Annotated in this window: 26 protein-coding genes; 9 read left to right on the top strand and 17 right to left on the bottom strand. The window is 69.1% G+C overall.

What is annotated here, in order from left to right; all coding sequences use genetic code 11:
- The first annotated feature begins 66 nt into the window (after window positions 1-66).
- A complete protein-coding gene (locus GGQ63_RS10965; RefSeq protein ID WP_183855693.1) occupies window positions 67-1,011 on the top strand; it encodes an Lpg1974 family pore-forming outer membrane protein in 945 nt (314 codons plus the stop codon).
- Here GGQ63_RS10965 and GGQ63_RS10970 read toward each other — a convergent pair.
- Complete coding sequence (locus tag GGQ63_RS10970; RefSeq protein WP_183855696.1) at window positions 992-1,435, bottom strand: hypothetical protein; 444 nt, start codon at window positions 1,433-1,435, stop codon at window positions 992-994. The two genes, GGQ63_RS10965 and GGQ63_RS10970, sit on opposite strands and share 20 nt — an antisense overlap.
- Window positions 1,436-1,553: 118 nt before the next feature.
- Between GGQ63_RS10970 and fmt the strand changes: the two genes are divergently transcribed.
- Complete coding sequence (gene fmt / locus GGQ63_RS10975; protein WP_183856176.1) at window positions 1,554-2,480, top strand: methionyl-tRNA formyltransferase; 927 nt, start codon at window positions 1,554-1,556, stop codon at window positions 2,478-2,480.
- 3 nt (window positions 2,481-2,483) lie between these two features.
- Here the strand turns inward: fmt and GGQ63_RS10980 are convergent, their stop codons facing one another.
- A complete protein-coding gene (locus GGQ63_RS10980; protein WP_183855698.1) occupies window positions 2,484-2,966 on the bottom strand; it encodes a pyridoxamine 5'-phosphate oxidase family protein in 483 nt (160 codons plus the stop codon).
- A gap of 92 nt (window positions 2,967-3,058) precedes the next feature.
- Here GGQ63_RS10980 and truA point away from each other — a divergent pair, with 92 nt between their 5' ends.
- Complete coding sequence (gene truA / locus GGQ63_RS10985; RefSeq protein WP_183855700.1) at window positions 3,059-3,844, top strand: tRNA pseudouridine(38-40) synthase TruA; 786 nt, start codon at window positions 3,059-3,061, stop codon at window positions 3,842-3,844.
- Here the strand turns inward: truA and GGQ63_RS10990 are convergent.
- The 7 genes from GGQ63_RS10990 to GGQ63_RS11020 all read right to left on the bottom strand — a co-directional run bounded on the left by GGQ63_RS10990 (window position 3,797) and on the right by GGQ63_RS11020 (window position 11,634).
- Complete coding sequence (locus tag GGQ63_RS10990) at window positions 3,797-4,378, bottom strand: hypothetical protein (protein ID WP_183855703.1); 582 nt, start codon at window positions 4,376-4,378, stop codon at window positions 3,797-3,799. The genes truA and GGQ63_RS10990 overlap by 48 nt on opposite strands.
- Window positions 4,375-5,538: a succinyl-diaminopimelate desuccinylase gene (dapE, locus tag GGQ63_RS10995; protein WP_183855705.1), complete on the bottom strand. Its 1,164-nt coding sequence runs from the start codon at window positions 5,536-5,538 to the stop codon at window positions 4,375-4,377. The genes GGQ63_RS10990 and dapE overlap by 4 nt, the downstream gene beginning before the upstream one ends.
- Before the next feature lie 98 nt (window positions 5,539-5,636).
- Window positions 5,637-6,752 carry an ABC transporter ATP-binding protein gene (locus GGQ63_RS11000; RefSeq protein ID WP_183855706.1) on the bottom strand — a complete coding sequence of 372 codons (1,116 nt, stop codon included), beginning with the start codon at window positions 6,750-6,752 and terminating at the stop codon, window positions 5,637-5,639.
- 4 nt (window positions 6,753-6,756) lie between these two features.
- On the bottom strand, window positions 6,757-8,418 hold the full coding sequence (bglA, locus tag GGQ63_RS11005; protein WP_183855708.1) for a beta-galactosidase BglA: 1,662 nt from the start codon (window positions 8,416-8,418) through the stop codon (window positions 6,757-6,759).
- A 7-nt stretch (window positions 8,419-8,425) separates the two neighbouring features.
- Entirely contained in the window at window positions 8,426-9,250 is an 825-nt protein-coding gene (locus GGQ63_RS11010) for a carbohydrate ABC transporter permease (RefSeq protein WP_183855710.1), read from the bottom strand.
- The gene (locus GGQ63_RS11015; protein ID WP_246429731.1) at window positions 9,250-10,233 is read right to left on the bottom strand and encodes a carbohydrate ABC transporter permease; all 984 of its coding nucleotides are present in this window, start codon (window positions 10,231-10,233) and stop codon (window positions 9,250-9,252) included. Before GGQ63_RS11015 ends, GGQ63_RS11010 begins: the two co-directional genes overlap by 1 nt.
- A gap of 135 nt (window positions 10,234-10,368) precedes the next feature.
- A complete protein-coding gene (locus tag GGQ63_RS11020) occupies window positions 10,369-11,634 on the bottom strand; it encodes an ABC transporter substrate-binding protein (RefSeq protein WP_183855712.1) in 1,266 nt (421 codons plus the stop codon).
- 375 nt (window positions 11,635-12,009) lie between these two features.
- On the opposite strand from GGQ63_RS11020, the gene GGQ63_RS11025 reads away from it, so the two are divergent.
- The 5 genes from GGQ63_RS11025 (at window position 12,010) to glpK (ending at window position 16,998) form a co-directional block, all read left to right on the top strand.
- Window positions 12,010-13,035 (top strand): LacI family DNA-binding transcriptional regulator, encoded by a 1,026-nt coding sequence (locus GGQ63_RS11025; RefSeq protein WP_183855715.1) that lies wholly within the window; start codon window positions 12,010-12,012, stop codon window positions 13,033-13,035.
- A gap of 113 nt (window positions 13,036-13,148) precedes the next feature.
- Entirely contained in the window at window positions 13,149-14,084 is a 936-nt protein-coding gene (locus GGQ63_RS11030; protein WP_183855717.1) for a 2-dehydro-3-deoxygalactonokinase, read from the top strand.
- Window positions 14,085-14,096: 12 nt separating this feature from the next.
- Window positions 14,097-14,726, top strand: a complete 630-nt coding sequence (locus GGQ63_RS11035; protein WP_183855719.1) for a 2-dehydro-3-deoxy-6-phosphogalactonate aldolase — start codon at window positions 14,097-14,099, stop codon at window positions 14,724-14,726.
- Between the two features lie 141 nt (window positions 14,727-14,867).
- Window positions 14,868-15,353 carry a bacterioferritin gene (gene bfr / locus GGQ63_RS11040; RefSeq protein ID WP_183855721.1) on the top strand — a complete coding sequence of 162 codons (486 nt, stop codon included), beginning with the start codon at window positions 14,868-14,870 and terminating at the stop codon, window positions 15,351-15,353.
- 139 nt (window positions 15,354-15,492) lie between these two features.
- Window positions 15,493-16,998 (top strand): glycerol kinase GlpK, encoded by a 1,506-nt coding sequence (gene glpK, locus GGQ63_RS11045; protein ID WP_183855723.1) that lies wholly within the window; start codon window positions 15,493-15,495, stop codon window positions 16,996-16,998.
- Between the two features lie 52 nt (window positions 16,999-17,050).
- On the opposite strand, the gene edd is transcribed toward glpK, so the two are convergent.
- Together edd and zwf are read right to left on the bottom strand one after the other, a co-directional pair.
- Window positions 17,051-18,874 carry a phosphogluconate dehydratase gene (gene edd / locus GGQ63_RS11050; RefSeq protein WP_183856180.1) on the bottom strand — a complete coding sequence of 608 codons (1,824 nt, stop codon included), beginning with the start codon at window positions 18,872-18,874 and terminating at the stop codon, window positions 17,051-17,053.
- 110 nt (window positions 18,875-18,984) lie between these two features.
- The gene (zwf, locus tag GGQ63_RS11055) at window positions 18,985-20,466 is read right to left on the bottom strand and encodes a glucose-6-phosphate dehydrogenase (RefSeq protein WP_183855725.1); all 1,482 of its coding nucleotides are present in this window, start codon (window positions 20,464-20,466) and stop codon (window positions 18,985-18,987) included.
- Window positions 20,467-20,677: 211 nt separating this feature from the next.
- Between zwf and GGQ63_RS11060 the strand changes: the two genes are divergently transcribed.
- Window positions 20,678-21,574 carry an SMP-30/gluconolactonase/LRE family protein gene (locus tag GGQ63_RS11060; protein WP_183855728.1) on the top strand — a complete coding sequence of 299 codons (897 nt, stop codon included), beginning with the start codon at window positions 20,678-20,680 and terminating at the stop codon, window positions 21,572-21,574.
- 72 nt (window positions 21,575-21,646) lie between these two features.
- On the opposite strand, the gene dapD is transcribed toward GGQ63_RS11060, so the two are convergent.
- The 6 genes from dapD to GGQ63_RS11090 form a co-directional block, all read right to left on the bottom strand.
- A complete protein-coding gene (gene dapD, locus GGQ63_RS11065; RefSeq protein ID WP_183855730.1) occupies window positions 21,647-22,498 on the bottom strand; it encodes a 2,3,4,5-tetrahydropyridine-2,6-dicarboxylate N-succinyltransferase in 852 nt (283 codons plus the stop codon).
- Between the two features lie 83 nt (window positions 22,499-22,581).
- A complete protein-coding gene (locus GGQ63_RS11070; protein ID WP_183855732.1) occupies window positions 22,582-23,313 on the bottom strand; it encodes a pyrimidine 5'-nucleotidase in 732 nt (243 codons plus the stop codon).
- Entirely contained in the window at window positions 23,310-24,224 is a 915-nt protein-coding gene (argB, locus tag GGQ63_RS11075; protein ID WP_183855734.1) for an acetylglutamate kinase, read from the bottom strand. Before argB ends, GGQ63_RS11070 begins: the two co-directional genes overlap by 4 nt.
- Window positions 24,225-24,365: 141 nt before the next feature.
- Window positions 24,366-24,968 carry a DUF924 family protein gene (locus GGQ63_RS11080; RefSeq protein ID WP_183855736.1) on the bottom strand — a complete coding sequence of 201 codons (603 nt, stop codon included), beginning with the start codon at window positions 24,966-24,968 and terminating at the stop codon, window positions 24,366-24,368.
- Window positions 24,969-24,979: 11 nt separating this feature from the next.
- A complete protein-coding gene (gene recR, locus GGQ63_RS11085) occupies window positions 24,980-25,585 on the bottom strand; it encodes a recombination mediator RecR (protein ID WP_183855738.1) in 606 nt (201 codons plus the stop codon).
- A gap of 60 nt (window positions 25,586-25,645) precedes the next feature.
- Complete coding sequence (locus tag GGQ63_RS11090) at window positions 25,646-25,969, bottom strand: YbaB/EbfC family nucleoid-associated protein (RefSeq protein ID WP_183855740.1); 324 nt, start codon at window positions 25,967-25,969, stop codon at window positions 25,646-25,648.
- Window positions 25,970-25,971 lie beyond the last annotated feature (2 nt).

Here is a 25,971-nt window from a genome sequence, read left to right on the forward strand (position 1 = left end):
CATCGACGGGCCCGGCGCGCCGTGATAGCTTGGTCGCTCCACTCGTTATTCTCGGGCGCGGCGGCCATGAAGGCGACGGGTTTCAGCGTGCGCGCGACGGCGCTTCGTCGCCGGTTTCTCCATTCCGTGTCGGCCCTGGTCCTGGCGGGCCTGTCGGTCTCGCCCGTGTTCGCGCAGTCCGCCCCGGCGCCTTTTGAGCCGAGCACGACGGTGTCGTTCGAGGGCAGCGTGCTCTTCAACGAGGGTGGAACCGCGTTCGGCGGCGCGGAGGCACAGGCCTTTCTCGGCGATCTCGCCCCGCTCGGCCCCGGCTCGGACGGGATGGGCTTTGGGCTTTCGATCGGCCGGACGATCGACCCCAGCTGGGACTGGCGGATCGGCGGGCATGTCGCCGCCCTCGGCGACGCGACGAGCCGCGATGTCGATGACGACGCCTTCGCCGAGAGCCGGTTCGACTTCCAGTATCTCGATGCCGAACTCGGTTATCGTCCGGAACTCGGCGCGCCCTTCGGCGGAAGGTTGTTCGCCGGCGGCCGGGTGCTGCACGCCGATTCGACGATCGCCTATGGCTATGACGATCCGGGCTCCGACAAGATCGGCAATTATGGCGGCGACAGCGAGATCTGGGCCGCCGGCCCGCGGCTCGGCGCCGAGGCGAGCATCCCGCTCGGCGACACGCCCTTCTCGTTCAACGTCTCGGCTGCCGGCTCGGCGCTCTTCACCGGCTCGGAGCAGAATTACGACTATCTGCGGATGAACGGGGCGAGCCTGGTGGGCAGCGGCAGCGCGTCCCGCAGCGTCGACAGCCCGCTCTGGAACGCCGAGGCCTCTGCGAGCCTCGCCTATCGTCTCGGCCCGGCGCTTTCGGTCGAGGTCGGCTATCGGGCGCAGCAGTGGTGGGACCTCGCGCCCTCGCTCGACGGCGCGACCGACGACGGCAGCGTGACGCTCGGCTCGGCCGATCTGCTCGTCCATTCCGGGTTCCTCCGCCTCACCGCCACGGTGCCGTGACGCCGAGGGCGCCGAGGCGCTTCCGGCCGCTCGCATAGTGCCGCTTGTAGAAGATCCGCCGCTCACCCATGGCGCGGCGAAACGGGCCGATCAGAAGCGGCCTCGACTGCGGCCGTGCGACCCGGATGACGGTGAGGGCGATCGCGTCCGCCCGTTCGTGCGGCACCGGCCGCGGCTCGGCGAGATCGCCGGCGATCCAGGCCTCGCCCATCGTGCGCGTCACCATCAGCCAGCCGAGATAACCCGTCAGCCGGCCGTCCTCGACGAGCGCCAGGTGGCAGTTCTCGCCGAGCTGGTATTTGACCGCCGCCGCGAGCACGCCCGCCGCGTAGCGGGCGAAGGGCGGCTCCTGCGTCAGGAAGTCGATGACGAGGCCGAGGCTCTCATAGCCGGGCTTGAGGCGGTGGATCTGCGGCTCCGGCATGACGTTCGGGCGTGCCTCGCGGGGGACGGGAGAAGGCGAGCATCACGCCGAACGGCTTGACTCTCAAGCCGCGAGTGCCGATGTCGGTCGCTTCGCCGAGAGGGGATCGTCCTTGCCGCTGCGCATCGTCTTCATGGGTACGCCCGATTTCGCCGTGCCGACGCTCGTCGAGGCGATCGGCCAGGGGCACGAGGTCGTCGCGGCCTATACCCGCGCGCCGAAGCCCGCCGGGCGCGGCATGGCGGAGCGGAGATCGCCGGTGCACGAGACGGCGGAGCGCTTCGGCATTCCGGTCTTCACCCCGCGCAGCCTGAAAGATGCCGCGGCGCAGGCCGATTTCGCAGCGCTCGATGCCGATGCCGCGGTGGTCGTCGCCTATGGCCTGATCCTGCCGCAGGCCGTGCTCGACGCGCCGCGCGAGGGCTGTTTCAACCTGCACGCCTCGCTCCTGCCGCGCTGGCGCGGCGCGGCGCCGATCAACCGGGCGATCATGGCGGGCGATGCCGAGACCGGCGTGATGGTGATGCGGATGGAGGCGGGGCTCGACACCGGCCCCGTGGCGATGGCCGAGCGGGTGCGGATCGGCGCCGACGAGACGGCCGGGGAACTGCACGACCGGCTCTCGCGGCTCGGCGCCGACCTGATGGCGCGGGCTCTGTCCGCGCTGTCGCGCGGCGCGCTCGCGACCGCGCCGCAGGCCGAGACGGGTGTCACCTACGCGGCGAAGATCGACAAGGCCGAAACGCGGATCGACTGGACCCGGCCGGCCGCGGCGGTGCACGACCACATCCGGGGACTGTCGCCCTTTCCCGGCGCCTGGTGCGAGATGACGCTCGCCGGCCGGAGCGAGCGCGTCAAGGTGCTGCGCTCGACGCGGGCCGCGGGCGCCGGTGCCCCGGGTGATCTGCTCGACGACCGGCTCACCGTCGCCTGCGGCGAGGGGGCCGTGCGGCTCGTCGAACTGCAGCGGGCAGGCGGCAAGCCGATGCGCGCCGAAGATTTTCTGCGCGGCGCGGCGATTTCGGAAGGAGCCGTGCTCGGCTGAGGCTCAGGCGGCGGCAGGCCGCCCGGCTTCGGCGTCGAGGGTGACGAGATCGCTGTGACCGAAGCCCTTCGAATAGTCGAGGACGGAGACGATGACGGGCACCGCCTTCATCGTCGCGACGACGGAGAAATCGAAATCGCCCTGATGCGCGACATATTCCGGATATTTGGCGCCGAGCAGGGCGAAGGCGCGGCCGATCTCGGCCGGGTCGGTGACGGGCCGGACATGCGCCGCCATCGAGAGGCCGGTGATCGCGAGCGGGTTCGCGACGTCGTGGTCGATGGTCAGCGAGACGCGGTCGTCGCGGGCGATATTGGCCGCCTTCTGGCTCTCCCGTCCGACGAAGAAATAGAGCGCATCGACCCCGTCATGGGCATAGCCGACGGTGGTCGCCTGCGGCCAGCCGTCCGGCCGCAGGGTGGCGATGGTCATGATCCGGTTCGCTTCGAGGATTTCGAGCATCTTGGCGCGGAGTTCGTCCTGCATCGTCGTCTCCCCTTCCCGCCGACGAACGGCCCGGCGGTGCTTCGCGGCAGGAGAGCAGGCAGGCCGCCCGCACACCTTGACGAGGATCAACCATGCCGCGCTATCGCCTGACGGTCGAATATGACGGCCGGCCCTATGTCGGCTGGCAGGCGCAGGCGAATGGCCGTTCCGTGCAGCAGGCGATCGAGGAGGCGATCCTCCGCTTCTCGGGCGAGACGGTGCGCATCCGCGGCGCAGGGCGCACCGACGCCGGCGTGCACGCGATCGGCCAGGTCTGCCATCTCGATCTCGCCCGGCCCTTCGCGGCGCAGAAGATCCGCGAGGCGATGAACGCGCAGTTGCGGCCGGAGCCGATCGCCATCCTCGAGGCCGAAGCGGTCGACGAGGGCTTCGACGCGCGCTTCTCCGCCGCGGCGCGGCACTATCTCTATCGCATCCTCGACCGCCGGGCACCGCCGGCGCTCGATCTCGGCCGGGTCTGGCACGTGCCGCGCCGGCTCGACACCGAGGCGATGCACGCGGCCGCGCAGGCGCTCGTCGGCAAGCACGATTTCACCACCTTCCGCGCCTCGGAATGCCAGGCGCAGAGCCCGGTGAAGACGCTGACCGCGATCGCCGTTTCGCGGCAGGGCGACGAGGTGGCGGTGACGGTCTCGGCCCGGTCCTTCCTGCACAACCAGGTCCGCTCGATGGTCGGCTCGCTGAAGAAGGTCGGCGAGGGGCGCTGGCCGGTCGAGGCGATCGGCGCCGCGCTCGCCGCGCGCGACCGCGCGCGCTGCGGCCCGGTCGCGCCGCCGGACGGGCTCTATCTGGTGCGGGTCGATTACCGCTCAGACGCCGAACAGCCGGTCCGTGACGAGGACGACGAAGAGGCTTGACAGATATTCGATGCCGGCAAGGCCGAGCGCCGGGCCGAGCGGCCAGCCGAGCGCGGTGCGCGCCAGTTCGACCTGGAAGCGCAGCGCCATGATCAGGACGCCCAGCTGGAGGAGCGTGGAGAGGCCGAGCGGCAGGATGCCCCAGCCGGTCAGCACCATCAGGCCCGCCATCGGCAGCAGGATGAGCACGCCGCCCCAGTTGCGCACGACGATGTAGGCCGAATAGCCGGCCTCGATCTTGAGCGGCCGGGCGGCGAGGGCGAGCAGCACCGGCATGAAGGCGATGTCGATCAGAAAGCCGGCGCCGCGCGCCGCATAGAAGGGCGCGCCGACGACGAGGAGCGGATCGGCCGCGATCCGCATCCGCTCTTCGAAGAGGATGATCAGGAGATAGGTCGGCGCCGTGAAGAGAACTGCCCCAAAGGATCGCCAGAACCCTTCTGCGGAAACGTCGAAGGCCGAAAGGGCCGCGCGGTCGCCGAGGAAGATCCGCCAGGCGCCGGCGAGCGCGCGCGCCGTCGCCTCGGTGATCATGCGGCGAAATAGAGATCGAGGAAGCGGCGATAGATCGCGGTGAGCGCTTCGAGATCGGCGATCGCGGCGCGCTCGTCGACCTGGTGCATGGTCTTGCCGACGAGGCCGAATTCGACCACCGGGCAGTAATCCTTGATGAAGCGCGCATCCGACGTGCCGCCGGAGGTGGAGAGCGCCGGCGTGCGGCCGGTCACGGCGGCGATCGCCGCGGAGAGCGTGCCGATCAGCGCCTCGGAGCGGGTGAGGAAGGCCTCGCTCGACGGCGTCTCGAGCTCGAGTTCATAGCTGATCTCGCCGGCGGCGGCTTCGGCGAGCCGGCTGTCGAGCCAGGCGGCGAGGAGGTCGCGCGTCCACAGCGCGTTGAAGCGGATGTTGAAGCGGGCGCGCGCCTCCGCCGGGATGACGTTCCAGGCCGGGCTCGGCACGGCGAGATCGACGATCTCGAGATTGGAGGGGTCGAAATCCTCCGTGCCCGCATCGAGCGCTTCGGCGGTCAGCCGCCGCACCAGCTTCACGAGCTTCGGCACCGGATTGTCGGCGAGATGGGGATAGGCGACATGGCCCTGCCGGCCGTGGACGGTCAGCGTGCCCGACAGCGAGCCGCGGCGGCCGATCTTGATCGCGTCGCCGAGCGCGACCGGATTGGTCGGCTCGCCGACGATCGCCGCGTCGAAGCGGTGGCCGCGCTCGGTCGCGAAAGCGAGCAGCTTGACCGTGCCGTTCACCGCCGGGCCCTCCTCGTCGCCGGTGACGAGCAGCGAGATCGTGCCGGGCGCTCCGCCGCGCGCGGCGAGGAAATCGGTGACGGCGGCGACGAAGGCGGCGATGCCGCCCTTCATGTCGACCGCGCCGCGGCCCCAGACATGGCCGTCATGCACCGCGCCGGAGAAGGGCGGCTGCGCCCAATGCGTCATATCGCCGGGCGGCACCACGTCGGTGTGGCCGGCGAAGACGAAATGCGGCGCTCCGGAGCCGATGGTGGCGAAGAGGTTCTCGACCGGCGGCGTGCCGGCTTCGGAAAAGACCGGCCGCTCGACCCGGAAGCCGGCGCGCGTCAGCACGTCGTCGAGGAGCGCGAGGGCGCCGCCCTCGGCCGGCGTCACCGACGGGCAGCGGATCAGATCGGCGAGCAGGGTGGTCGCGTCGAGGCGCTCGGACACAGCGGGGGCACTCCGGCCGGGGGACGCCGACCGGTCTAGCCGCTCGGGCGGCGGAGCGTCAATGCGGCGTCGGAACGGCGCCGCGCGCGGCCGCCGGCTCAGCCGGCCGCGCTGCGGCGGGGAAAGGCGAGGCCCTTCGCGTCGAAGACGTGGAAATTGTCCGGCCGCGACGCGAGCGTCACCCGGTCGCCCTTCTTCACCGAGAGATCGCTGTCGATCTTGGCGACGATCGGCTCCTCATGGCCGACATCGACATAGACGAGCGTCACCTCGCCGAGCGCCTCGACGATGTCGACGCGGCCCTCGAAGACCGGGACGGAGCCCGGCGGCTCGTCCGTGCCGACGACGTGGAGGTTTTCCGGCCGCACGCCGAACGTGCCCTCCGCACCGGCGGCCGCCTCGGGAATCACCGCGTCGACCTCGACGGTCTTGCAGTTGCGCGGCGTGACGCGGGGCGACGCGCCGCCCGTCTCGACCTTCATCGGCACGGTGTTCATCGAGGGCGAGCCGATGAAGCGGGCGACGAAGAGGTTGGCCGGGTTGTGGTAGAGCTCCATCGGCGAGCCGACCTGCTCGACCCGCCCGGCGTTCAGAACGACGATCCGGTCGGCGAGCGTCATCGCCTCGACCTGGTCGTGCGTGACGTAGATCATCGTCACGTCGCTCATCCGCTCGTGCAGCTTGGCGATCTCGATGCGGGTCGCGACGCGCAGCGCCGCGTCGAGATTCGACAGGGGCTCGTCGAACAGGAACACCTTCGGATCGCGCACGATCGCCCGGCCGATCGCGACGCGCTGGCGCTGGCCGCCGGAGAGCTGCTTCGGCAGGCGCTCGAGATAGGGCGTGATCTGCAGGATCTCGGCCGCCTCGCGAACGCGGCGGTCGATCTCCGCCTTGCCCGCTTTGCCGAGCTTCATGCCGAAGGCCATGTTCTCGTAGACGGTCATGTGCGGGTAGAGCGCATAGGACTGGAACACCATGGCGATGCCGCGTTCGGACGGCGCCACCTTGTTGACCAGCTTGCCGTCGATCGACAGTCGCCCGCCGGTGATGTCTTCGAGCCCGGCGATCAGCCGCAGCAGCGTCGACTTTCCGCATCCCGACGGTCCGACGAAGACGATGAACTCGCCGGACTTGATGTCGAGATCGATGCCGTGCAGCACGGCGACCGAGCCATAGGACTTCTTGATCCCCTCGAGCAGCAGCTCCGCCATCGCTTCACCCTCCCTCGCCGCCCGCGGCGATCAGCCCGAAAAACGCATCCCGCGGCGCGAGCCGCACCGACCGCCCGTCGAGCCGGGCGCCGAAGGCGAGGCCGGAGAGGGGCGTCACCGCATAGCCCGCCGGCAGGTCGAAGGCGGCCGGCGCGGTGCCGAGATTGAAGAGGCAGAGCATGCGCTCGCCGTCCGTCGTCCGCTCGAGCGCCAGCACGTCGCCGGCGATGTCGTGGAAACGGATCGCGCCGCGGTCGAGCGCCGGATGCGCATGGCGGAAGGCGATCATCCGCCGGTAATGTTCGAGCACCGAATTCGCGTCGCCCGACTGCCGGTTGGCGGCGCGCGCGATGTGCTCCGGCGAGACCGGCAGCCAGGGCCGCCCGGCCGAGAAGCCGCCCGCCGGCGCGTTCGATTCCCACACCATCGGCGTGCGGCAACCGTCGCGGCCCTTATATTCCGGCCAGAAGCGGATGCCGTAGGGGTCCTGCAGATCCTCATAGGCGACGTCGGCCTCGAGCAGGCCGAGCTCCTCGCCCTGGTAGAGGCAGACCGAGCCGCGCAGCGACAGAAGGATCGCAACGGCGAGCTTCGCCACCGGCTCGGCGTCCTCCCGGCTCGTCGACCAGCGGGTGACGTGGCGCACGATGTCGTGGTTCGAGAAGGCCCAGCACGGCCAGCCGTCGCCGACGATCGATTCGAAGGCTTCCGAACGGGTGCGGAAATGCTCGGCGGTGAAGATCGGCGACAGGAAGTCGAAGGTGTAGCACATGTGCAGCTTGTCGCCGCCGGACGTATAGGCCGCCATGGTGTGCAGCGAGCGCGGCCCGTCGCCGATCTCGCCGACCGTGGTCTGGTCCGGATAACGGTCGAGCAGGGCGCGCAGCTTCTTCAGGAATTCGAGGTTCTCGGGCTGCGACTTGTCGTGCAGGTGGTCCTGCCAGTTATAGGGATTGACCGCCGGCGCCTCGGGCGAATTGCGGTCGCGCATCGCGGCGGGCGGGTTGTCCTCGAGCCCCTGCGAATGGACGTAGAAGTTCACCGTATCGAGGCGGAAGCCGTCGACGCCCCGCTTCAGCCAGAACTCGACCGTCTCGAGCAGCGCGTCCTGCACGGCGGGGGTGTGGAAGTTGAGATCGGGCTGCGAGGTCAGGAAGTTGTGCAGATAGTACTGGCAGCGCGTCGTGTCCCATTCCCAGGCCGAGCCGCCGAAGATCGACAGCCAGTTGTTCGGCGGCGTGCCGTCGGGCTTCGCATCGGCCCAGACATACCAGTCGGCCTTGGCGTTGTCCTTGGAGGAGCGGCTTTCCTTGAACCAGGCGTGCTGGTCGGAGGTGTGCGACAGCACCTGGTCGATCATCACCCGGATGCCGAGCCCGTGCGCCTTCTCGATCAGCCGGTCGAAATCCTCGAGCGTGCCGAAGATCGGGTCGACGGCGCAGTAATCCGAGACGTCGTAGCCGAAATCCTTCATCGGCGACCTGAAGAAGGGCGAGATCCAGATCGCGTCGACGCCGAGCGACGCGACGTAATCGAGCCGCTCGGTGATGCCGGCGAGGTCGCCGACGCCGTCGCCATTGGTATCCTGAAACGAGCGCGGATAGATCTGGTAGATCACCGCGCCCCGCCACCAGTCCGGATCGGCGACGAGATGGGTCGAGGCCATAGGAAGACTATCCCTTCACGCCGCCGGCGGTCAGGCCCGCGACGATCTTGCGTTGGAAGATGAGGACGAGGACGACGAGGGGCACGGTGACGATCACCGACGCCGCCATCAGCACGCCCCAGGGGATCTCGTACTGGCTGGCGCCGGACAGGAGGCCGATCGCCACCGGCACGGTGCGCTGCACCTCGGACGAGGTGAAGGTGAGCGCGAAGAGGAACTCGTTCCACGCCGCGATGAAGGCGAGCAGCCCCGTCGTGACGAGCGCCGGCCACATCAGCGGCATGAACACCTTGGTGATGATCACCCAGGGGGTGGCGCCATCGACGATCGCCGCCTCCTCGATCTCGACCGGCAGGTCGCGCATGAAGGTGGTCAGCACCCAGACCGTGAAGGGCAGGGTGAAGATCGTATAGGAAAAGATCAGCGCGAAGGGCGTGTTGTAGAGGCCCATGCCGCGGACGAGCTCGAAGAGGCCGGCGAGCACGGCGATCTGCGGGAACATCGACACGGCGAGCACGGTGAGGAGCAGGAGCGAGCGGCCGCGGAAGCGCACCCGCGACAGCGCGAAGGCGGCGGTGACGGCAAACAGCAGGGCGAGGATCACCACCGAGGCCGACACGAACAGCGAGTTCAGTACGTTGCGCGGGAAATTCCGGCTCGTCAGCACCGACGTATAATTGTCGAAGGAGATCTGCGTCGGCCAGAAGTCGACGCGGAACAGCGCCGTGCCGGTCTTCAGCGAGGTGATGATCGCATAATAGAACGGGAAAACGGAGACGACGACGATGACGAGGACGAGCAGATAAAAGAGCGCCTTCTTGATGATCGCCATCAGCGTCCCCCCTCGAAATTCACCCGGCCGACGACGACATAGACGATGGTGATCACCGCGATGATCAGGAAGAGCATGGTCGAGGCGGCGGAGCCATAGGCGAATTTGTCGAAGTCGAAGAGATTCTCGCGCGCCAGCACCGACATCGTCTTCGTCTGCGCGTTGTTCGGCGTCAGCACATAGATGAGGTCGAAGATCCGGAGCGCATCGAGCATGCGGAAGATCACCGCCACCATGAGCGCCGGACGCACCAGCGGCAGCGTCACCTTCCAGAACACCTTGATCGGGTGAACGCCGTCGATCTTCGCCGCCTCATAGATGTCGCCCGGGATCATCTGCAGGCCGGCAAGGATCAAAAGCGCCATGAACGGCGTCGTCTTCCAGACGTCGACGATCAGCACGGCGATCATGGCGGTGTCCGGGGAGGCGGTCCAGGCGATCTTCTGCGAGATCAGGCCGAGATTGAGCGCGATCTCGTTGATGATGCCGAACTGGTCGTTGAGCATCCACTGCCACATCTTGGCCGAGACGATGGTCGGGATGGCCCAGGGGATCAGGATGGCGGCGCGCACGAGGGCCCGGCCGCGGAAATTGGCGTTGAGCACCAGCGCGACGATCATGCCGAACACGGTCTCGAAGGCGACCGACAGGACGGCGAAGCGGATCGTGTTCCACACCGCGGCCCACCAGGCGGGATCGGCGAGCAGGCCGCGATAGAGCACCCGGCCGCTCGAGAGCGTGCGGATCTGCAGGTAGTTGTCGAAGCCGATCCATTCGGCGCCCGACAGATTGTTGAGCGAGGCGTTCGTAAAGGAGAAGTAGATCGTGCGCACCAGCGGCCAGCCGGCGACGATGGCGAGCGCGATCAGCATCGGCGCGAGAAACATCCAGGCGGCGCGCAGGCGCTGGCGCTGAAGGTCGGAGCGGCCGGTCAAATCGGCGGCCGCGGCGCCGCTCGGGCCGGACATCGGAACTGTCGTCATGTCACCGTCTCGCGGGGTTCGGCTCGACCGAGGGGTTCGGCCGGGCGGCGGCGCTTCAGCGAGCGTGCGGCGAAATCGCCCCGCCGGCAAGAAGGGACGGGGGGCGGCATCGGCCGCCCCCCGGGGAAACGGGGCTTACCAGCCCGAACCCTTCAGGTCCTCGAGATCGGCCTCGAGGATCTCGAGGTTCTCCGCCGCCGTGCCGTTGCCGGACAGCGTGTTGTGGACGGCGGTCCAGAACTTCGAGGAGACCTCGTTGTACTTGGTCTTGGTCGGCGCGGACGGCCGCGGCACCGCGCTCTGGAACACCGCCTTCCAGGCCGGCATGAAGGGCTGCGCCTTGGCGACGTCCGCATCGTCATAGAGCGCTTCGATCGTCGGCAGATTGGCGATCTCGATGGCGCGCCACTTCTGCACCTCGGGCGAGGCGAGATAGATGGCGAGCTTGATCGCGGCGTCCTGCTGCTTCGAATACTTCGACACCGCGACGTTCCAGCCGCCGAGCGTCGCCGCCGGCTGATTGCCGTCGCCCGCGAAGGGAAGCGTCGTCACCTCGAACTTGCCCTTGACCGAGGAGTCCTCGCCATTGCCGAGCGCATAGGCATAGGGCCAGTTGCGCATGAACACGGCATTGCCGGTCTGCCACACACCGCGCGACTCTTCTTCCTGATAGGCGAGCACGCCCGGAGGCGAGATCGTGCCGACCCAGGACTTGGCGCGCTCGATCGCGGCCGCCGCGTTCGGATTGTTGATCGAGATCGAGCCGTCGGCCTCGATGATCTGGCCGCCGCCGGAGGACTTCACCCATTCGAGCGCGTCGCAGGTCAGGCCCTCATAGGCGTTGCCCTGCCAGACGAAGCCCCACAGATCCTTCTGGCCGGCCTCGCGCTCCTTGTCCTGGACTTCCTTCGCCGTCGCGGCGAGCTCGTCCCAGGTCTTGGGCGGCTGCTTGCCGTATTTGTCGAGCAGGTCCTTGCGGTAGTAGAGCGCCGGGGCGTCGGTGAAGAGCGGCAGGGCGACGAGCTTGCCGTTCACCGTCTGCGATTCGATGATCGAGGGGAAATGCTGGCCGACGACGTCCTTCGCCGCCGCGGTCAGGTCGACGAACTGATCGGCGAGCTGCGGCGCCCAGATCACGTCGGTCTGGTAGAGGTCGATGTCGGAATTGCCGGCGGCGAGCCACAGGCGATACTGGCCGAACTGGTCGGTCGTCGACGACGGCATGGTGACGATGTTCACCTTGACGCCGGTATCCTTCTCGTACTTGTCGAGCACTTCGCGCAGGAACTGCGCGCCGGTGCCGGTGTCGCCGAGCACCATGGAGAGATCGGCGGCGTGCGCCGACCCCGCGCCCAGCGCGAAGAGCGCCGTGAGGGCGAGGAGCTTCTTGCGGAGTTTCATCGGTTAACCTCCCTGATAACCCGATCGGAAAGGGAGGTGCGCCCAGGACCGCCCGGGTCGAGACGCGAGCGTGTCATGCCGATCCTCCCCCAAGCGCATGGCCCGACCCGCAGGCTCCAAAGCGCTTTGAAGGCTAGTTCAACGTGAATCCCGTCGCCTGTCAAGCGAGCACAATGATCGCGATAGGTGCAGCGCAGCATCAGTCAAACGGAAATCGTCGGACAAATCAGCAAATTGCCAGCCGGCACAGCGCTTTGCGCATCCACCTTGGAATGCCCTTGCGGAAGGCGCGGCGGTCTCGAGGTCGCCGCGGCAACGGGTCTTGCCAGCCGAGTTTGAAAGCGCTTTGAATGGCCTCGGGAGGAATGACGAGGCATGAAGCTGAAGGAGCTGGCGGCGCATCTCGGCCTGTCGCAGACGACGGTGAGCCGCGCCCTCAACGGGTATCCCGAGGTCAATGAGGAGACCCGGCGCCGCGTGCTGGACGCCGCCCGGCGCTACGACTACCGGCCGAATGCGAGCGCCCGGCGGCTGGCGACCGGCTTCGCCGGGGCGATCGGCGTCGTTCTCCTGACCGACCGCAACCTGTTGCTCGACCCTCATTATGTCGAGTTCCTCGCCGGCCTCGGCGAGCGGCTGGCGCAGCACGAGACCGACATCGTGATGACGCCGGTCCGGAGCGCCGACGAGGTGACCGCCTATCGGCGGCTCGCCGGCGGGACGCGCGTCGACGCGGTCGTGCTGTCGAGCCCGACGCTCGCCGACGAGCGGATCCGCGTGCTCTCGGATCTCGGCCTGCCCTTTCTCCTGCACGGGCGCACCGAGACCGACGTGCCCCATGCCTGGCTCGACATCGACAATGAGGGCGCCTTCCGCCACGCGACGAAGCACCTGATCGATCTCGGCCACCGCCGGATCGGCCTCGTCAACGGCGATCCGCGCCTCACCTTCGCGCGCGATCGCGAGCGCGGCTTTCGCGAGGCGCTGCTTCAGGCCGGCCTCGGCTGCGACGAGCGGTTGATCGGCACGGGCGCGCTCACCGACGAGATCGGCTTCCGCATCACCGCACGGCTGCTTTCCGAGCGGCCGCGGCCGACGGCGCTGCTCGTCTCCTCGATGATGATGTCGCTCGGCGCATTCCGCGCGATTCGCGCCGCCGGGCTCGAACTCGGCCGCGATGTTTCGATGATCGCACACGACGACGTCTTCCCCTTCCTCAACCCGGACGCCATGGTGCCGACCATGTCGACGACGCGATCCTCGATCCGGGCGGCGGGGGTGCGCTGCGCCGAACTGCTCGGCGAGGTGCTCGCCGGCCGCGATCCGGCGACGATCCGCGAGCTGTGGCCGGTCGAGCTGATCGTCCGCGCCTCGACCGGTCCGGCGCCTTCCGGCGCGTGAGCCCGCTTGACAGCGGCGGCGGGCGTGCGAACAAGGCGGCGGAGGGGTGGGCCGCCCGCGCGGACGGTCGCCGATGATCGCCGCCGGGGCGGCCTGTCGATGGTGTGTTGCCGATGAACAAGCCTGATCTCGAGGCCGCCGCGCTCGTCGCCGTCGATTGGGGAACCTCGCGGCTCCGCGCCATGCTGATCGGTCGCGACGGTGGCCTGCTCGCCGAGGCGGACAGCGCCGACGGCATCGGTCCGCTCGCCGGTCAGGGCCACGAGGCGGCCTTCGAGCGGCTCGTCGCCGCCTGGCCCGCCGTGCCGGCGCTGATGGCCGGCATGATCGGCTCGCGGCAGGGCTGGCGCGAGGCGCCCTATGTCCCGGTGCCGGCGACGGCGGATGCGCTCGCCGCGGCGCTGATCGGCTTCGAGAGCCTGTCGCATCGCCGCGTCTCGATCGTGCCCGGCCTGGTGCTGCGCTCCGCGGCCCGCGACGGCGACGTCATCCGCGGCGAGGAGACCCAGCTCGTCGGCCTGATCGAGGAGGAGCCGGGCTTTTCCGGCCTCGTCGTGCTGCCGGGGACGCATTCGAAATGGGCGGCGGTCGAGGACGGCCGGATCGTCGACTTCCAGACCTTCATGACCGGCGAGATGTTCGAACTGCTGGCGCGCAAGTCGTTCCTCCGTCACTCGGTCGCCGAGGACGCCGACGACATTCCGGGTTCCGCCCATTTCGCCCTCGCCGTGCGGCGCAGCGTGCAGGAGGGCCTGCCGTTTCTCTCGGCGATCTTCTCCGTGCGGGTGCGGCAGCTCCTCGACGCGGTGTCGGGCGACGACAATCTCGCCTATCTCTCGGGCCTCGTCATCGGCGGCGAGATCGCCGCGGCGCGCGCCTCGGGTCTCCTCGCCGAGGGCCGGCCGATCCGCATCGTCGGCGCGCGCACGCTCGGCCGTGCCTACGAGACCGCCTTCGGTATCGCCGGCCATGCCGTCGCGGTGCGCGACGGGGGCTCCCTCGTCCGCACCGGCCTCGTCCGCCTCGCCCGCGCGTCCGGGCTTCTCTGACCGGAGTTCGCCATGTCGCATCCGCTCTTCGCCGGCCACCGGCCGCTCGTCGCCATCCTGCGCGGCATCACGCCCACCGAGGCGGAGGCCGTGTTCGAGGCGCTCGTCGGCGCCGGCATCACGCTGATCGAGGTGCCGCTCAATTCGCCCGAGCCCTTCGTTTCGATCGCCGCGATGGCCGCGCGCGCGGACGGCCGGGCGAGGCTCGGCGCCGGAACGGTGCTGAAGCCCGACGAGGTCGACCGGGTGCGGGACGCCGGTGGCACGCTCGTCGTCTCGCCCAATGCCGACGCAACGGTGATCGCCCGGACGAAGGCGCTCGGGCTCGAGAGCTATCCCGGCGTGATGACGCCGACCGAGGCCTTCGCCGCGCTCGCCGCGGGGGCCGACGCGCTCAAATTCTTTCCCGCCGAACTGATCGGCCCGGCCGGCATCAAGGCGATGAAGGCGGTGCTGCCGAAGCACGTGCCGCTGCTGGCGGTCGGCGGGGCGGATGCCTCCAACCTCGCCACCTATATCGCGGCGGGCTGCACCGGCTTCGGCATCGGCTCGAGCCTCTACAAGCCCGGCCGTGCGGCGGACGAGGTGGCGGAGAAGGCGCGGGCGCTCGTTGCCGCCTATGATGCGGCGGTCGCCGGCTGAGACGAGGAGCGCCCCGCGGTCGAAAAAGGCCCGCAGCGGGCCAGAATGCCGCTGCGCGCGCCCGGCGGCTCCCCTTTGACGTCCGCCGAACCCTGTCCTAATGTCCTCACACATTAGAACTCTTACAAGAGGCGGCGCGATATGAAGGGCAACCCGACGGTCATCGAGGCGCTCAACAAGGCACTTCGGCTGGAACTCACCGCCGTGAACCAGTACTGGCTGCATTATCGCCTGACCGAGGACTGGGGCTACGGCAAGCTCGCCAAGAAGGAGCGGGCCGAATCGATCGAGGAGATGCACCACGCCGACAAGCTGGTCGCCCGCATCATCTTCCTCGAGGGCTTCCCGAACATGCAGCAGCTCGACCCGCTGGTGATCGGCCAGAACATCAAGGAGGTGCTCGAGGCGGACCTGCAGGGCGAATACACGGCCCAGAAGCACTATTCCGAGAGCCGTTCGCTCTGCCAGGAAGTCGGTGACTACGTCTCGATGGCGCTGTTCGAGGAACTGCTCGAGGACGAGGAGGGCCATATCGACTTCCTCGAAACCCAGCTCGACCTCCTCAACGATCTCGGGCCGCAGCTCTACGGCCAGCTCCAGGCCGAGCCGACCAGCGATTCCGACTGATCGGTCCTGCAACGGACCGTCCGGGAGGCCTCGTCGTGACCGGCGGGGCCCTTTCCTTTTTTCCGCGGATGCTTGCGCTTTTTGATCGATCTCGCCACTCTGCGGCAACAAACGAAAGCCGACGGGGGGAGGATGGACGATGGGCGCGGGCTATGTTCTGGCGATCGATCAGGGGACGACGTCGTCGCGGGCGCTGCTGTTCGACGCGGACCAGCGCCTCGTTGCTGCGGCGCAGCAGGAGTTCCCGCAATATTTCCCCGCCTCGGGCTGGGTCGAGCACGATGCCGAGGAGATCTGGGCGAGCGTCGTCGCGGTGATCCGCGCGGCGATCGGGAAGGCGGGCATCGCGCCGTCCGCCATCGCCGCGATCGGCATCACCAACCAGCGCGAGACCGCGGTGGTCTGGGAGCGTGACGGCGGCCGGCCGATCCATCGCGCCATCGTCTGGCAGGACCGCCGCACCGCCGAGGACTGCGCCGCTCTTCGGCGCGACGGGGTCGAGGCCGAAGTGACGGCCCGCACCGGCCTGCTGCTCGACCCCTATTTCTCCGGCACCAAGCTCGCCTGGCTGCTCGACCGGGTCGAAGGCGCGCGGGCCAAGGCGGAAGCCGGCGCGCTCGCCTTCGGCACGATCGACAGTTTTCTCCTGTGGCGGCTGACCGGGGGCAGGGCGCACAGGACCGACGCCACCAATGCCAGCCGGACCCTCCTCTACGATATCCACCGCGGCGGCTGGTCGGAGGAGCTCTGCCGTCTGCTGCGCGTGCCCGCCGCCGTGCTGGCGGAGGACGGCGACTGCGCGGCCGATTTCGGCACGACCGACCCGGCGCTGTTCGGCGCCGCCATCCCGATCTGCGGCATGGCGGGCGACCAGCAGGCGGCGACGATCGGCCAGGCCTGCTTCACGCCGGGCATGGTCAAGTCGACCTATGGCACGGGCTGTTTCGCGCTTCTCAACACCGGCTCGAAGCCGATCGCCTCGCGTCACCGGCTGCTCACCACCATTGCCTATCGGCTCGCCGGGCGCACCAGCTATGCGCTCGAGGGCTCGATCTTCGTCGCCGGCGCGGCGGTGCAGTGGCTGCGCGACGGGCTGAAGCTGATCGCCTCGGCGCAGGAGAGCGGCCCCCTTGCGGCCACCGCCGATCCGAACCAGAGCGTCTATCTCGTGCCCGCCTTCACCGGCCTCGGCGCGCCCTGGTGGGACGCGGAGGCGCGCGGCGCGCTCTTCGGCCTGACGCGGGCGACCGGCCCGGCCGAGCTCGCCCGCGCGGCGCTCGAATCGGTCGCCTACCAGACGCTCGATCTCGTCGAGGCGATGCGGCAGGACTGGACCGAGGCGGGCGAGGCCCGTGTGCTGCGGGTCGACGGCGGCATGATCGCCTCGGACTGGACCATGCAGGCGATCGCCGACATCCTCGCTGCCCCGGTCGACCGGCCGACCATCGTCGAGACCACGGCGCTCGGCGCCGCCTGGCTCGCCGCCTCGCATGCCGGGCTGTGGCCCGATCAGCAGGGCTTCGCGGCCCGCTGGCAATGCGACCGGCGCTTTCAGCCGACGATGCCGGCCGAAGTGCGGGATGAGAAAGTCGCCGGCTGGCGCGACGCCGTCCGCCGCACGCTTTCGGGCGCCGGAGCGTCCTGAGCACGGCGCCTTCCTTCTCCGCGGGAGGGAGGAGCCCAGCGCGCCCGGAGCGCTACAGCACGCCCGCGCCGAGCTCGGCGCTCGCGGCATTGCCGCGGAACATCGCGAAGAGCTCGCGGCCCGTGCCGAAGCCGTTCGCCGCGAGGTCCTGCTCGGCGAGCGGCCGGGCGTCGAACTCTTCCGCCGGGACGAGTACTTCGAGCGTGCCGGCGACGCAGTCGAGCCGGATGAGGTCGCCGTCGCGCACGCGGCCGATCGGTCCGCCGCTCGCCGCCTCCGGCGAGACGTGGATCGCCGCCGGCACCTTGCCCGAGGCGCCGGACATGCGGCCGTCGGTGACGAGCGCGACGCGGTGGCCGCGGTCCTGCAGCACGCCGAGCGTCGGCGTCAGCTTGTGCAGTTCCGGCATGCCGTTCGCCCGCGGGCCCTGGAAGCGGATCACGGCGACGAAATCGCCGTCGAGCTCGCCCCGCTTGAACGCGGCCTGCAGGGCGTCCTGGCTGTGGAACACCTTCGCCGGCGCCTCGATGACATGGCGGTCCGGCTTCACGGCGGAAATCTTGATCACCGCCCGGCCGACATTGCCCTTCAGCACCTTGAGCCCGCCGGTCGGCTGGAAGGCCTTGCCGACCGGCGCGAGCACCTTCTCGTCGAGGCTCGCCACCGGCCCTTCGCGCCAGGCGAGCGTGCCGTCCGCCTCGATCCGCGGCTCGGCCGTATAGCCCGAGAGGCCGGTGCCCCACACCGTGGTGACGTCCTCGTGCAGCAGGCCGGCGCCGAGCAGTTCGCGGATCAGGAAGGCCATGCCGCCGGCGGCGTGGAAATGGTTCACATCTGCAAGGCCGTTCGGATAGACCCGGGCGAGCAGCGGCACGACATCCGAGATCTCGGAGAAATCGTCCCAGGTCAGCACGATGCCGGCCGCTCGCGCCATCGCGACGAGATGCAGCGTGTGGTTGGTCGAGCCGCCGGTGGCGTTGAGGCCGACGACGCCGTTGACGACGGCGCGCTCGTCGATGATCTCGCCGATCGGGGTGTATTCATTGCCGAGCGCGGTGATGGCGAGCGCCCGCTTCGCGGCGGCCCTGGTGAGCGCGTCGCGCAGCGGCGTGTTCGGGTTGACGAAGCTCGCGCCCGGCAGATGGAGTCCCATGATCTCCATCAGCATCTGGTTGGTGTTCGCCGTGCCGTAGAAGGTGCAGGTGCCCGGGCCGTGATAGGAGGCGCTCTCGGCTTCGAGCAGCGCGTCGCGGCCGATCTTGCCCTCGGCATAGAGCTGACGGATCTTCGCCTTCTCGTCGTTCGGCATGCCCGATGTCATCGGTCCGGCCGGCACGAACACCGCGGGCAGATGGCCGAAGGTGAGGGCGGCGATCAGCAGACCCGGCACGATCTTGTCGCAGATGCCGAGATAGACGGCGGCATCGAACATCGCATGGGACAGGCCGATGCCGGTCGCCATGGCGATCACGTCGCGCGAGAAGAGCGACAGCTCCATGCCGGCCTGGCCCTGGGTGACGCCGTCGCACATCGCCGGCACGCCGCCCGCGACCTGCGCGACCCCGCCCGCCTCGCGCGCCGCAGCGCGGATGATCTCCGGATAGCCCTCATAGGGCTGGTGGGCGGACAGCATGTCGTTATAGGCGGTGATGATGCCGAGATTGGGTACCACGTCGCCCTTCAGCGCCGCCTTGTCCTCGCCGCCGCAGGCCGCAAAGCCGTGCGCGAGGTTGCCGCAGGCGAGATGGGCGCGGCGCACGCCGGCCTCGCGCGCCGCGGCGATCCGGCCGAGATAGGCGGCACGGCTCGTTTCGCTCCGCGCCCGGATGCGGTCGGTGATCGCTTCGATCTTCGGATGGATGGTCACGGTGGTGATCTCCTGCGCAGCCAGGAACGGCTCGGGGCGGCCTTGCGCCGCCGCCCGGAACCCGCATGTCGTCCGCTCCGATGCAGGAAGCGCGCCGCCTCCGCGGCCCGTCCTCCGGCTCAGAGAACCTCTTCGTGCCAGGTCCGCCCGTCGCGCTCGATCAGCGCGATCGCCGCCGAGGGACCCCAGGTACCGGCTGTATAGGCCTTCGGCGGGACCGCGGTGCGCTCCCACGCGCCGAGGATCGGATCGATCCAGGTCCACGCCGCCTCGACCTCGTCGCGGCGCATGAAGAGGGTCGCGTTGCCGCGGATCACGTCCATGATCAGCCGCTCATAGGCATCGGGCGAGCGGACCTTGAAGGCCTGGGCGAAGCTCATGTCGAGCGGCACGTTGCGCAGCCGCATGCCGCCCGGGCCGGGGTCCTTGATCATCAGCGACAGCCGCACCGCCTCGTCCGGCTGCAGCCGCATGACGAGCTGGTTCTGCGTCAGATGGCCGGCCGAGGAATCGAAGATCGAGTGCGGGATCGGCTTGAAGGAGACGACGATCTCGGAGACGCGCGTCGCCAGCCGCTTGCCGGTGCGGATGTAGAAGGGCACGCCCGCCCAGCGCCAGTTCTCGATCTCGGCCTTGATGGCGACGAAGGTCTCGGTGGTCGAATCGGTGCGGCCGAGTTCCTCCAGATAGCCGGGCACCGCGCCGCCCTGCGAGGCGCCGGCGCGATACTGGCCGCGCACGGTGAACTGGTCGAGATTGTCGTCGGTGATCGGCAGCAGCGCGCGCAGCACCTTGAGCTTCTCGTCGCGCATCGCGTCGGCGTCGAAATGCGAGGGCGGCTCCATGGCGACGAGGCAGAGGAGCTGCAGGATGTGGTTCTGCACCATGTCGCGCAGCGCGCCGGCGGTGTCGTAATAGCCGGCGCGGCTCTCGACGCCGAGGCTCTCGGCCACCGTGATCTGCACATGGTCGATATGGGCGGCGTTCCACAGCGGTTCGAAGAGGGCGTTGCCGAAGCGCAGCGCCATCAGGTTCTGCACCGTCTCCTTGCCGAGATAATGGTCGATCCGGTAGATCTGCCGCTCGTCGAACACCCGGCCGATGGCGTCGTTGACGGCGCGGGCCGAGGCGAGATCCTTGCCGATCGGCTTCTCGATGATGACGCGGGTCTTCTCGGTGATCAGGCCATGGGCGCCGATGCCCTCGCAGATGGCGCCGAAGAGGTCGGGGCCGACGGCGAGATAGAAGGCGCGGATGCGGTCCGCCCCCTCGTCGAGCGTCGCCTTCAGGTCCGCCCAGCCGGCACCGTCGGCGCTCGCATCGACGGCGACATAGGAGATGCGCTCGAGGAAGCTCTTCACGGTCTCCGGTTCGCGCTCGGCGGCCGGGACGTGGCTCGCCAGCGCCTTCTCGGTCGCGTCGCGATAGGCCTCGTCCGACATCGGCCGCCGCGAGGCACCGATGATCCGCGCGACCGGCGGGATCTGCCCGTCGCGGTGCCGCTGATAGAGCGCCGGCAAGAGCTTGCGATAGGCGAGGTCTCCGGTTGCGCCGAAGACCACGAGATCGAAGGGGTCGACGGCGATGATGCGGCTGGTCATCCGATGCGCTCCCGGAAAGGCGGAACGGCGTACGTCCCTGAGGCTTACCTAATCGAAGCCGAGGCATATGTTGAGAGGTAAAATTAGGACATCGAAATAACATCCGCGACGGAATGAAACCGCATGCGCGGGCGGAGGAAAGCCGCTAAGCCGGGACCGCCGGCGGGCCGCGAGCGGTCGGCCGGGGAGGCGGAAAGAAGGAGGATAGCGCGTGACCGATCCGATCTGCGTGGTGCCGTCGGGCGACCGCACCGGCGAGGGCATCATCTGGAGCGCCGAGGAGCGCGCCGTCTACTGGACCGACATCAACCGCTTCCTGATCCACCGCTACGATGTCGATTCGGCCGCGGTGCGGAGCTGGTTCTTCGACCAGCCGGTGACGACCCTCGGTCTCACCGACCGGCCCGGAACGTTCGTCGCCGCGCTCGGCTCGAAGGTCGTCCTGTGGCAGCCGGCGAACGACGCCCGCGCCGATTTCGCTTTTCCCGAGAAGAACCTGCCCGCCGCGCGGCTGAACGATGGCGCGCCGGATCCGGCCGGCGGCTTCGTCGTCGGCTCGATGTTCAACAATGTCGATGCCCGCGGCGACGGCGTCGACATCACCGCGAACGACCGCGGCGGGCTCTATCATGTCGACCGGCACGGCCGCTGCACGACGCTGAAGACCGGCATCGGCATCTCGAACACCATGGTCTGGGACGTGCCGCGCCGCCGCTTCTACACCGGCGACACGTTGAAGAACGCGCTCTGGGCGTTCGACTTCGATCCTGAGACCGGCGCGGTCGGCGAGGAGCGGCCCTTCTTCACCGGCTTCGAGCGCGGTGCGCCGGACGGCTCGTCGATCGACGCGGAAGGCTTCGTCTGGAACACCCGCTATGGCGGCGCCGCGGTCGTGCGTGTCTCGCCGGAGGGCAAGGTCGACCGTATCCTCGACATGCCGGTCGGCAACATCACCAACTGCACCTTCGGCGGGCCGGACCTGAAGACGCTCTACATCACCACCGCGCAGGGCGGTAACGGGCCGCTCGAACGTCTCGCCGGCGGCCTGTTCGCCTGGCAGAGCGACGTGCCCGGGCTGCCGGAAAACCGCTTCCGGCTCGACGGCTGAACCCTCCAAGGGCTCCGTCTTTCGGTCTTTCCCCCTCCCGCGCGAGCGGGAGGGGAAAGGAAGGGCCGCGTCTCAGTCGCGCAGCAATTCGTTGACCGAGGTCTTGGCGCGGGTCTTCTCATCGACGCGCTTGACGATGACGGCGCAATAGAGCGACGGGCCGGGCGTGCCGTCGGGAAGCGGGCGGCCGGGCAGCGAGCCGGGCACGACGACGGAATAGGGCGGCACGCGGCCGATATGGATGGCGCCGGTCTCGCGGTCGACGATCTTTGTCGAGGCGCCGATGAACACCCCCATCGACAGCACCGAGCCCTCGCCGACCACGACGCCCTCGACCACTTCGGAACGCGCGCCGATGAAGCAATTGTCTTCGATGATGGTCGGCCCGGCCTGCAGCGGCTCGAGCACGCCGCCGATGCCGACCCCGCCCGACAGATGGACGTTCTTGCCGATCTGCGCGCAGGAGCCGACGGTCGCCCAGGTGTCGACCATGGTGCCGGCGTCGACATAGGCGCCGAGATTGACGAAGGACGGCATCAGCACGACGTTCGGTGCCACGAAGGCGGAGCGGCGCACGATCGCGCCGGGCACGGCACGGAAGCCGGCGCGGGCGAAATCCGCCGCCTCCCAGCCGAGGAACTTCGACGGCACCTTGTCCCACCACGGCGCCCCGCCGGGGCCGCCCGTGATCGTTTCCATGGCGTTGAGCCGGAAGGAGAGCAGCACCGCCTTCTTCAGCCACTGATGCACGACCCATTCGCCGTCGACCTTCTCGGCGACGCGCAGCGTCCCGGTGTCGAGCAGGCCGAGCGCCGCCTCGACGGCATCGCGCACCGTCCCCGTCGTCTCGGTGCCGATCGTCGCCCGATCCTCGAAGGCGGCGTCGATGGTGGAAGCGAGCGTGGCGAGATCGTGTTCGGACATGGCGGTCTCCGCGAAAGGCGGCCGGACGATAGAGGGTGAGGCGGGGGTGTCAATCCGTCGCTGTGAGGGACGGCCTCTGGCGATCAGATCGACGCGGCGATGCGGCCGAGGAAGGTGCCGAGATCGTCGGTGAGGTAATCGACGTGATCGGCGTCGCGGCCTTCCTGCTCCCAGGCCTCGGCGAGCACCTCTTCGGTATGCGGCGGCACGATCAGCGTCGTCACCATGCCGAGCGCCTTCGGCACTTCGAGATTGCGTGCGAGGTCCTCGAACATCGCCGCCTCGGCCGGGGCGACGCCGGTCTCGCGCAGGAAGCGGTCATAGGTGTCCGGGTGGGGCTTCGGCACGAGATCGGCGCGGACGATGTCGAAGATGTCCTCGAATTCCGGGCCGAGGCCGAGCCGGGCGATCACCGCCTCGGCATGGCGCCGCGAGCCGTTGGTCAGGATGAACTTCCGCCCCGGCAGCGCGGCGAGCGCGGCGGCGAGCGCCGGATCGCGGCCGACCGGGGAGTGGTCGATGTCGTGCACATATTCGAGGAAGTCGTCCGGCGCGATGCCGTGCTCGACGATCAGGCCGCGCAGCGTCGTGCCGTAGCGGCGGTAATAGTCGCGCTGCAGCGTCTGCGCGGCGTCGGGCGGCAGCGAAAGCAGCCGCTCGACATAGGTGCGGATGCGCGTGTCGACCTGCGCGAACAGCCGGGTGGCGCGCGGATAGAGCGTGTTGTCGAGATCGAACACCCAGGCCCGGACGGCGGCGAAGCGGGAGAGATCGTCCGCCGTCCCGGTGGTGGGGATCCGGTTCTCCGCGCTCACGGCTTGATCAGCGTCCCGGCGCCGCGCTCGGTGAAGAGTTCGAGCAGCACGGCGTGCGGCGTCTTGCCATCGAGGATGACGACGCCCTCGACGCCCTGCGCCAGCGCCTCGATGCAGGTCTCGACCTTCGGGATCATGCCGCCGACGATCGTCTTGTCGGCGATCATCTTGCGCGCCTCGGCGACCGTCAGCTCCTTGATCAGGTTGCGGTGGCGGTCGTAGACGCCGGGTACATCGGTGAGGAAGAGCAGCCGGCTCGCATGCAGCGCACCGGCGATCGCGCCGGCGAAGGTGTCGGCGTTGACGTTGTAGGTCTCGCCGTCGTCCTCGCCCGCGCAGACCGGGGCGAGCACCGGGATGATCTCCGACTTCGCCAGCACTTCGAGGACTTCGGTGCGCACCGTCTTCGGCTCGCCGACGAAGCCGAGATCGATCAGTCGCTCGATGTTGGAATCGGGATCGATCACCAGCCGCTTCATACGCGTCACGGTGACCATGTTGCCGTCCTTGCCGGTCAGGCCGATAGCCCGACCGCCCGCTTCGGTGATCGTCTGGACGATCTCTTTGTTGACCGAGCCGGCGAGCACCATCTCGACCACTTCCGCGGTCTTCTTGTCGGTGATGCGCATGCCGCCGTCCCACTGCGTCTTGATGCCGAGACGGTCGAGCATGGCGCTGATCTGCGGGCCGCCGCCATGGACGACGACGGGATTGATGCCGGCGAGCTTCAGGAGGGTGATGTCCTCGGCGAAGGCCTTGCCGAGGGCTTCCGAACCCATGGCATTGCCGCCGAACTTCACGACGACGGTCTTCTCGTCGTAGCGCAGCATATAGGGGAGGGCGGTGGCGATCAGTTGCGCGGTCAGGACCGGGTCATGGGCGGCCGCGGCGCCGGGAGGAGGGGTTTGCATGGGGGAAAACCGATGGGGCGTATGGCGATGGGATGGATGGGGCCGCTAGATAGCCCGTCCGGCGCGGCGGAACAATGACGCGCCCCCGCCGCCTCCTTGCCGCTCCGCCGCCGGCGGCACGCGCCCGGATCTGGCCGCGCCTCAGTAGCCGCGGCCGTTCTTCGCCAGGAACTCCGCCTCCTGCGGCGTCGTCTCGCGGCCGAGATCGGCGTTCCGGTGCGGGAAGCGGCCGAAACGGCGGATCAGATCCCAGTGCAGATAGGCGTATTTGAAGAATTCGCGGTAGATTTCCTTCTGGTCGTCCGGCGCCTGCAGCAGCAGCGAGGCGAACAGCGCGATCGAGCGGTCCTGGTCGGACATCTCCTCGCTGTGCTCGAAGGGCAGGAACAGGAAGACCCGCTCGACGAGGCAGAAATCGGAAAGGCCGCCCTCGATCACGGCGCGGGCATGGTCGAGCGCCACGCCGTCATAGGCGAAGGCCTGGGCGTTCTTGCGGAAGATGTTGCGCGGGAACTGGTCGAGGAAGAGCACGAGCCCGACCGCCTCCTCGCGGGTGAGTTCGGACAGCGCCCAGTCGTGCGCCGCGACGGCGTCGAGATAGGGGCCGAAGGTCGCCCGGATATAGCCGTCGGTCTCCTCGCTGCGGTCGAACCAGCGGCGCGATTTCTCGATCGGGAAGTCGGTGATGTCGGCGAGCTGTCCGCACCACCAGTCATGCGCCTCGGCAAGGATCGTCCGATCCATCGCGGTCTCCGTCAGAACGGCGTGCGGGCACGGATCGCCGCGGCGAGCGTGCCTTCGTCGAGATAATCGAGTTCGCCGCCGACCGGAACGCCGTGGGCGAGGCGGGAGACGCGAACCGGCAGATGCGACAGCCGGTCGGTGACGACGTGCGCGGTGGTCTGGCCGTCGACGGTGGCGTTGACGGCGAGGATCACCTCGGCGACGCCCCCCGCCGCGCAGCGCGCGACGAGCGGCTCGATCGAGAGATCGTCCGGCCCGATGCCGTCGAGCGGATTGAGCGTGCCGCCGAGCACGTGATAGCGCGCGCGGATGGCGCCCGCCCGTTCGAGCGCCCAGAGGTCCGAGACGTCCTCGACGACGACGATCACCGAGCCGTCGCGCGTCGGGTCGGTGCAGACCGTGCAAGGGTCCGTCGTGTCGATGTTGCCGCAGACCGAGCAGGTGCCGACATGCTCGACCGCGGCCGCCATCGCATCGGCGAGCGGCTCGAGCAGCAGCTCCTTCTTCTTGACGAGCGCCAGCGCCGCCCGCCGCGCCGAGCGCGGCCCGAGGCCGGGCAGGCGGGCGAGGAGCTGGATCAGGCGCTCGATCTCGGGTCCGGCGGTGGCGCGGGTCATGTGTTCTTTTCGGCGGGGAGACCCGTCGTCGCTCCGGCGCGGCCGGAACGACGGGCGAGATCAGAAGGGCAGCTTGAAGCCGGGCGGCAGGCCGAGCCCGCCGGTCAGCTCGGCCATCTTCTCCTGCATCTTCGCCTCGGCCTTGCCGCGCGCATCGGCATGGGCGGCGACGATCAGGTCCTCGAGGATCTCGCCCTCCTCGGGCTTCAGGAGCGACGGATCGACCGACAGCCGCTTCAGCTCGCCCTTGGCGGTGAGCGTCACCTTGACGAGGCCGCCGCCCGCGGCGCCGTCGACCTCGATCCGGCCGGCCTCGTCCTGCATCGACAGCATGCGCTGCTGCAGTTCCTTCGCCTTCGACATCATGCCGAGCAGGTCTTTCATCG

Source organism: Prosthecomicrobium pneumaticum, from assembly GCF_014199915.1.
GTDB lineage: Bacteria > Pseudomonadota > Alphaproteobacteria > Rhizobiales > Kaistiaceae > Prosthecomicrobium > Prosthecomicrobium pneumaticum.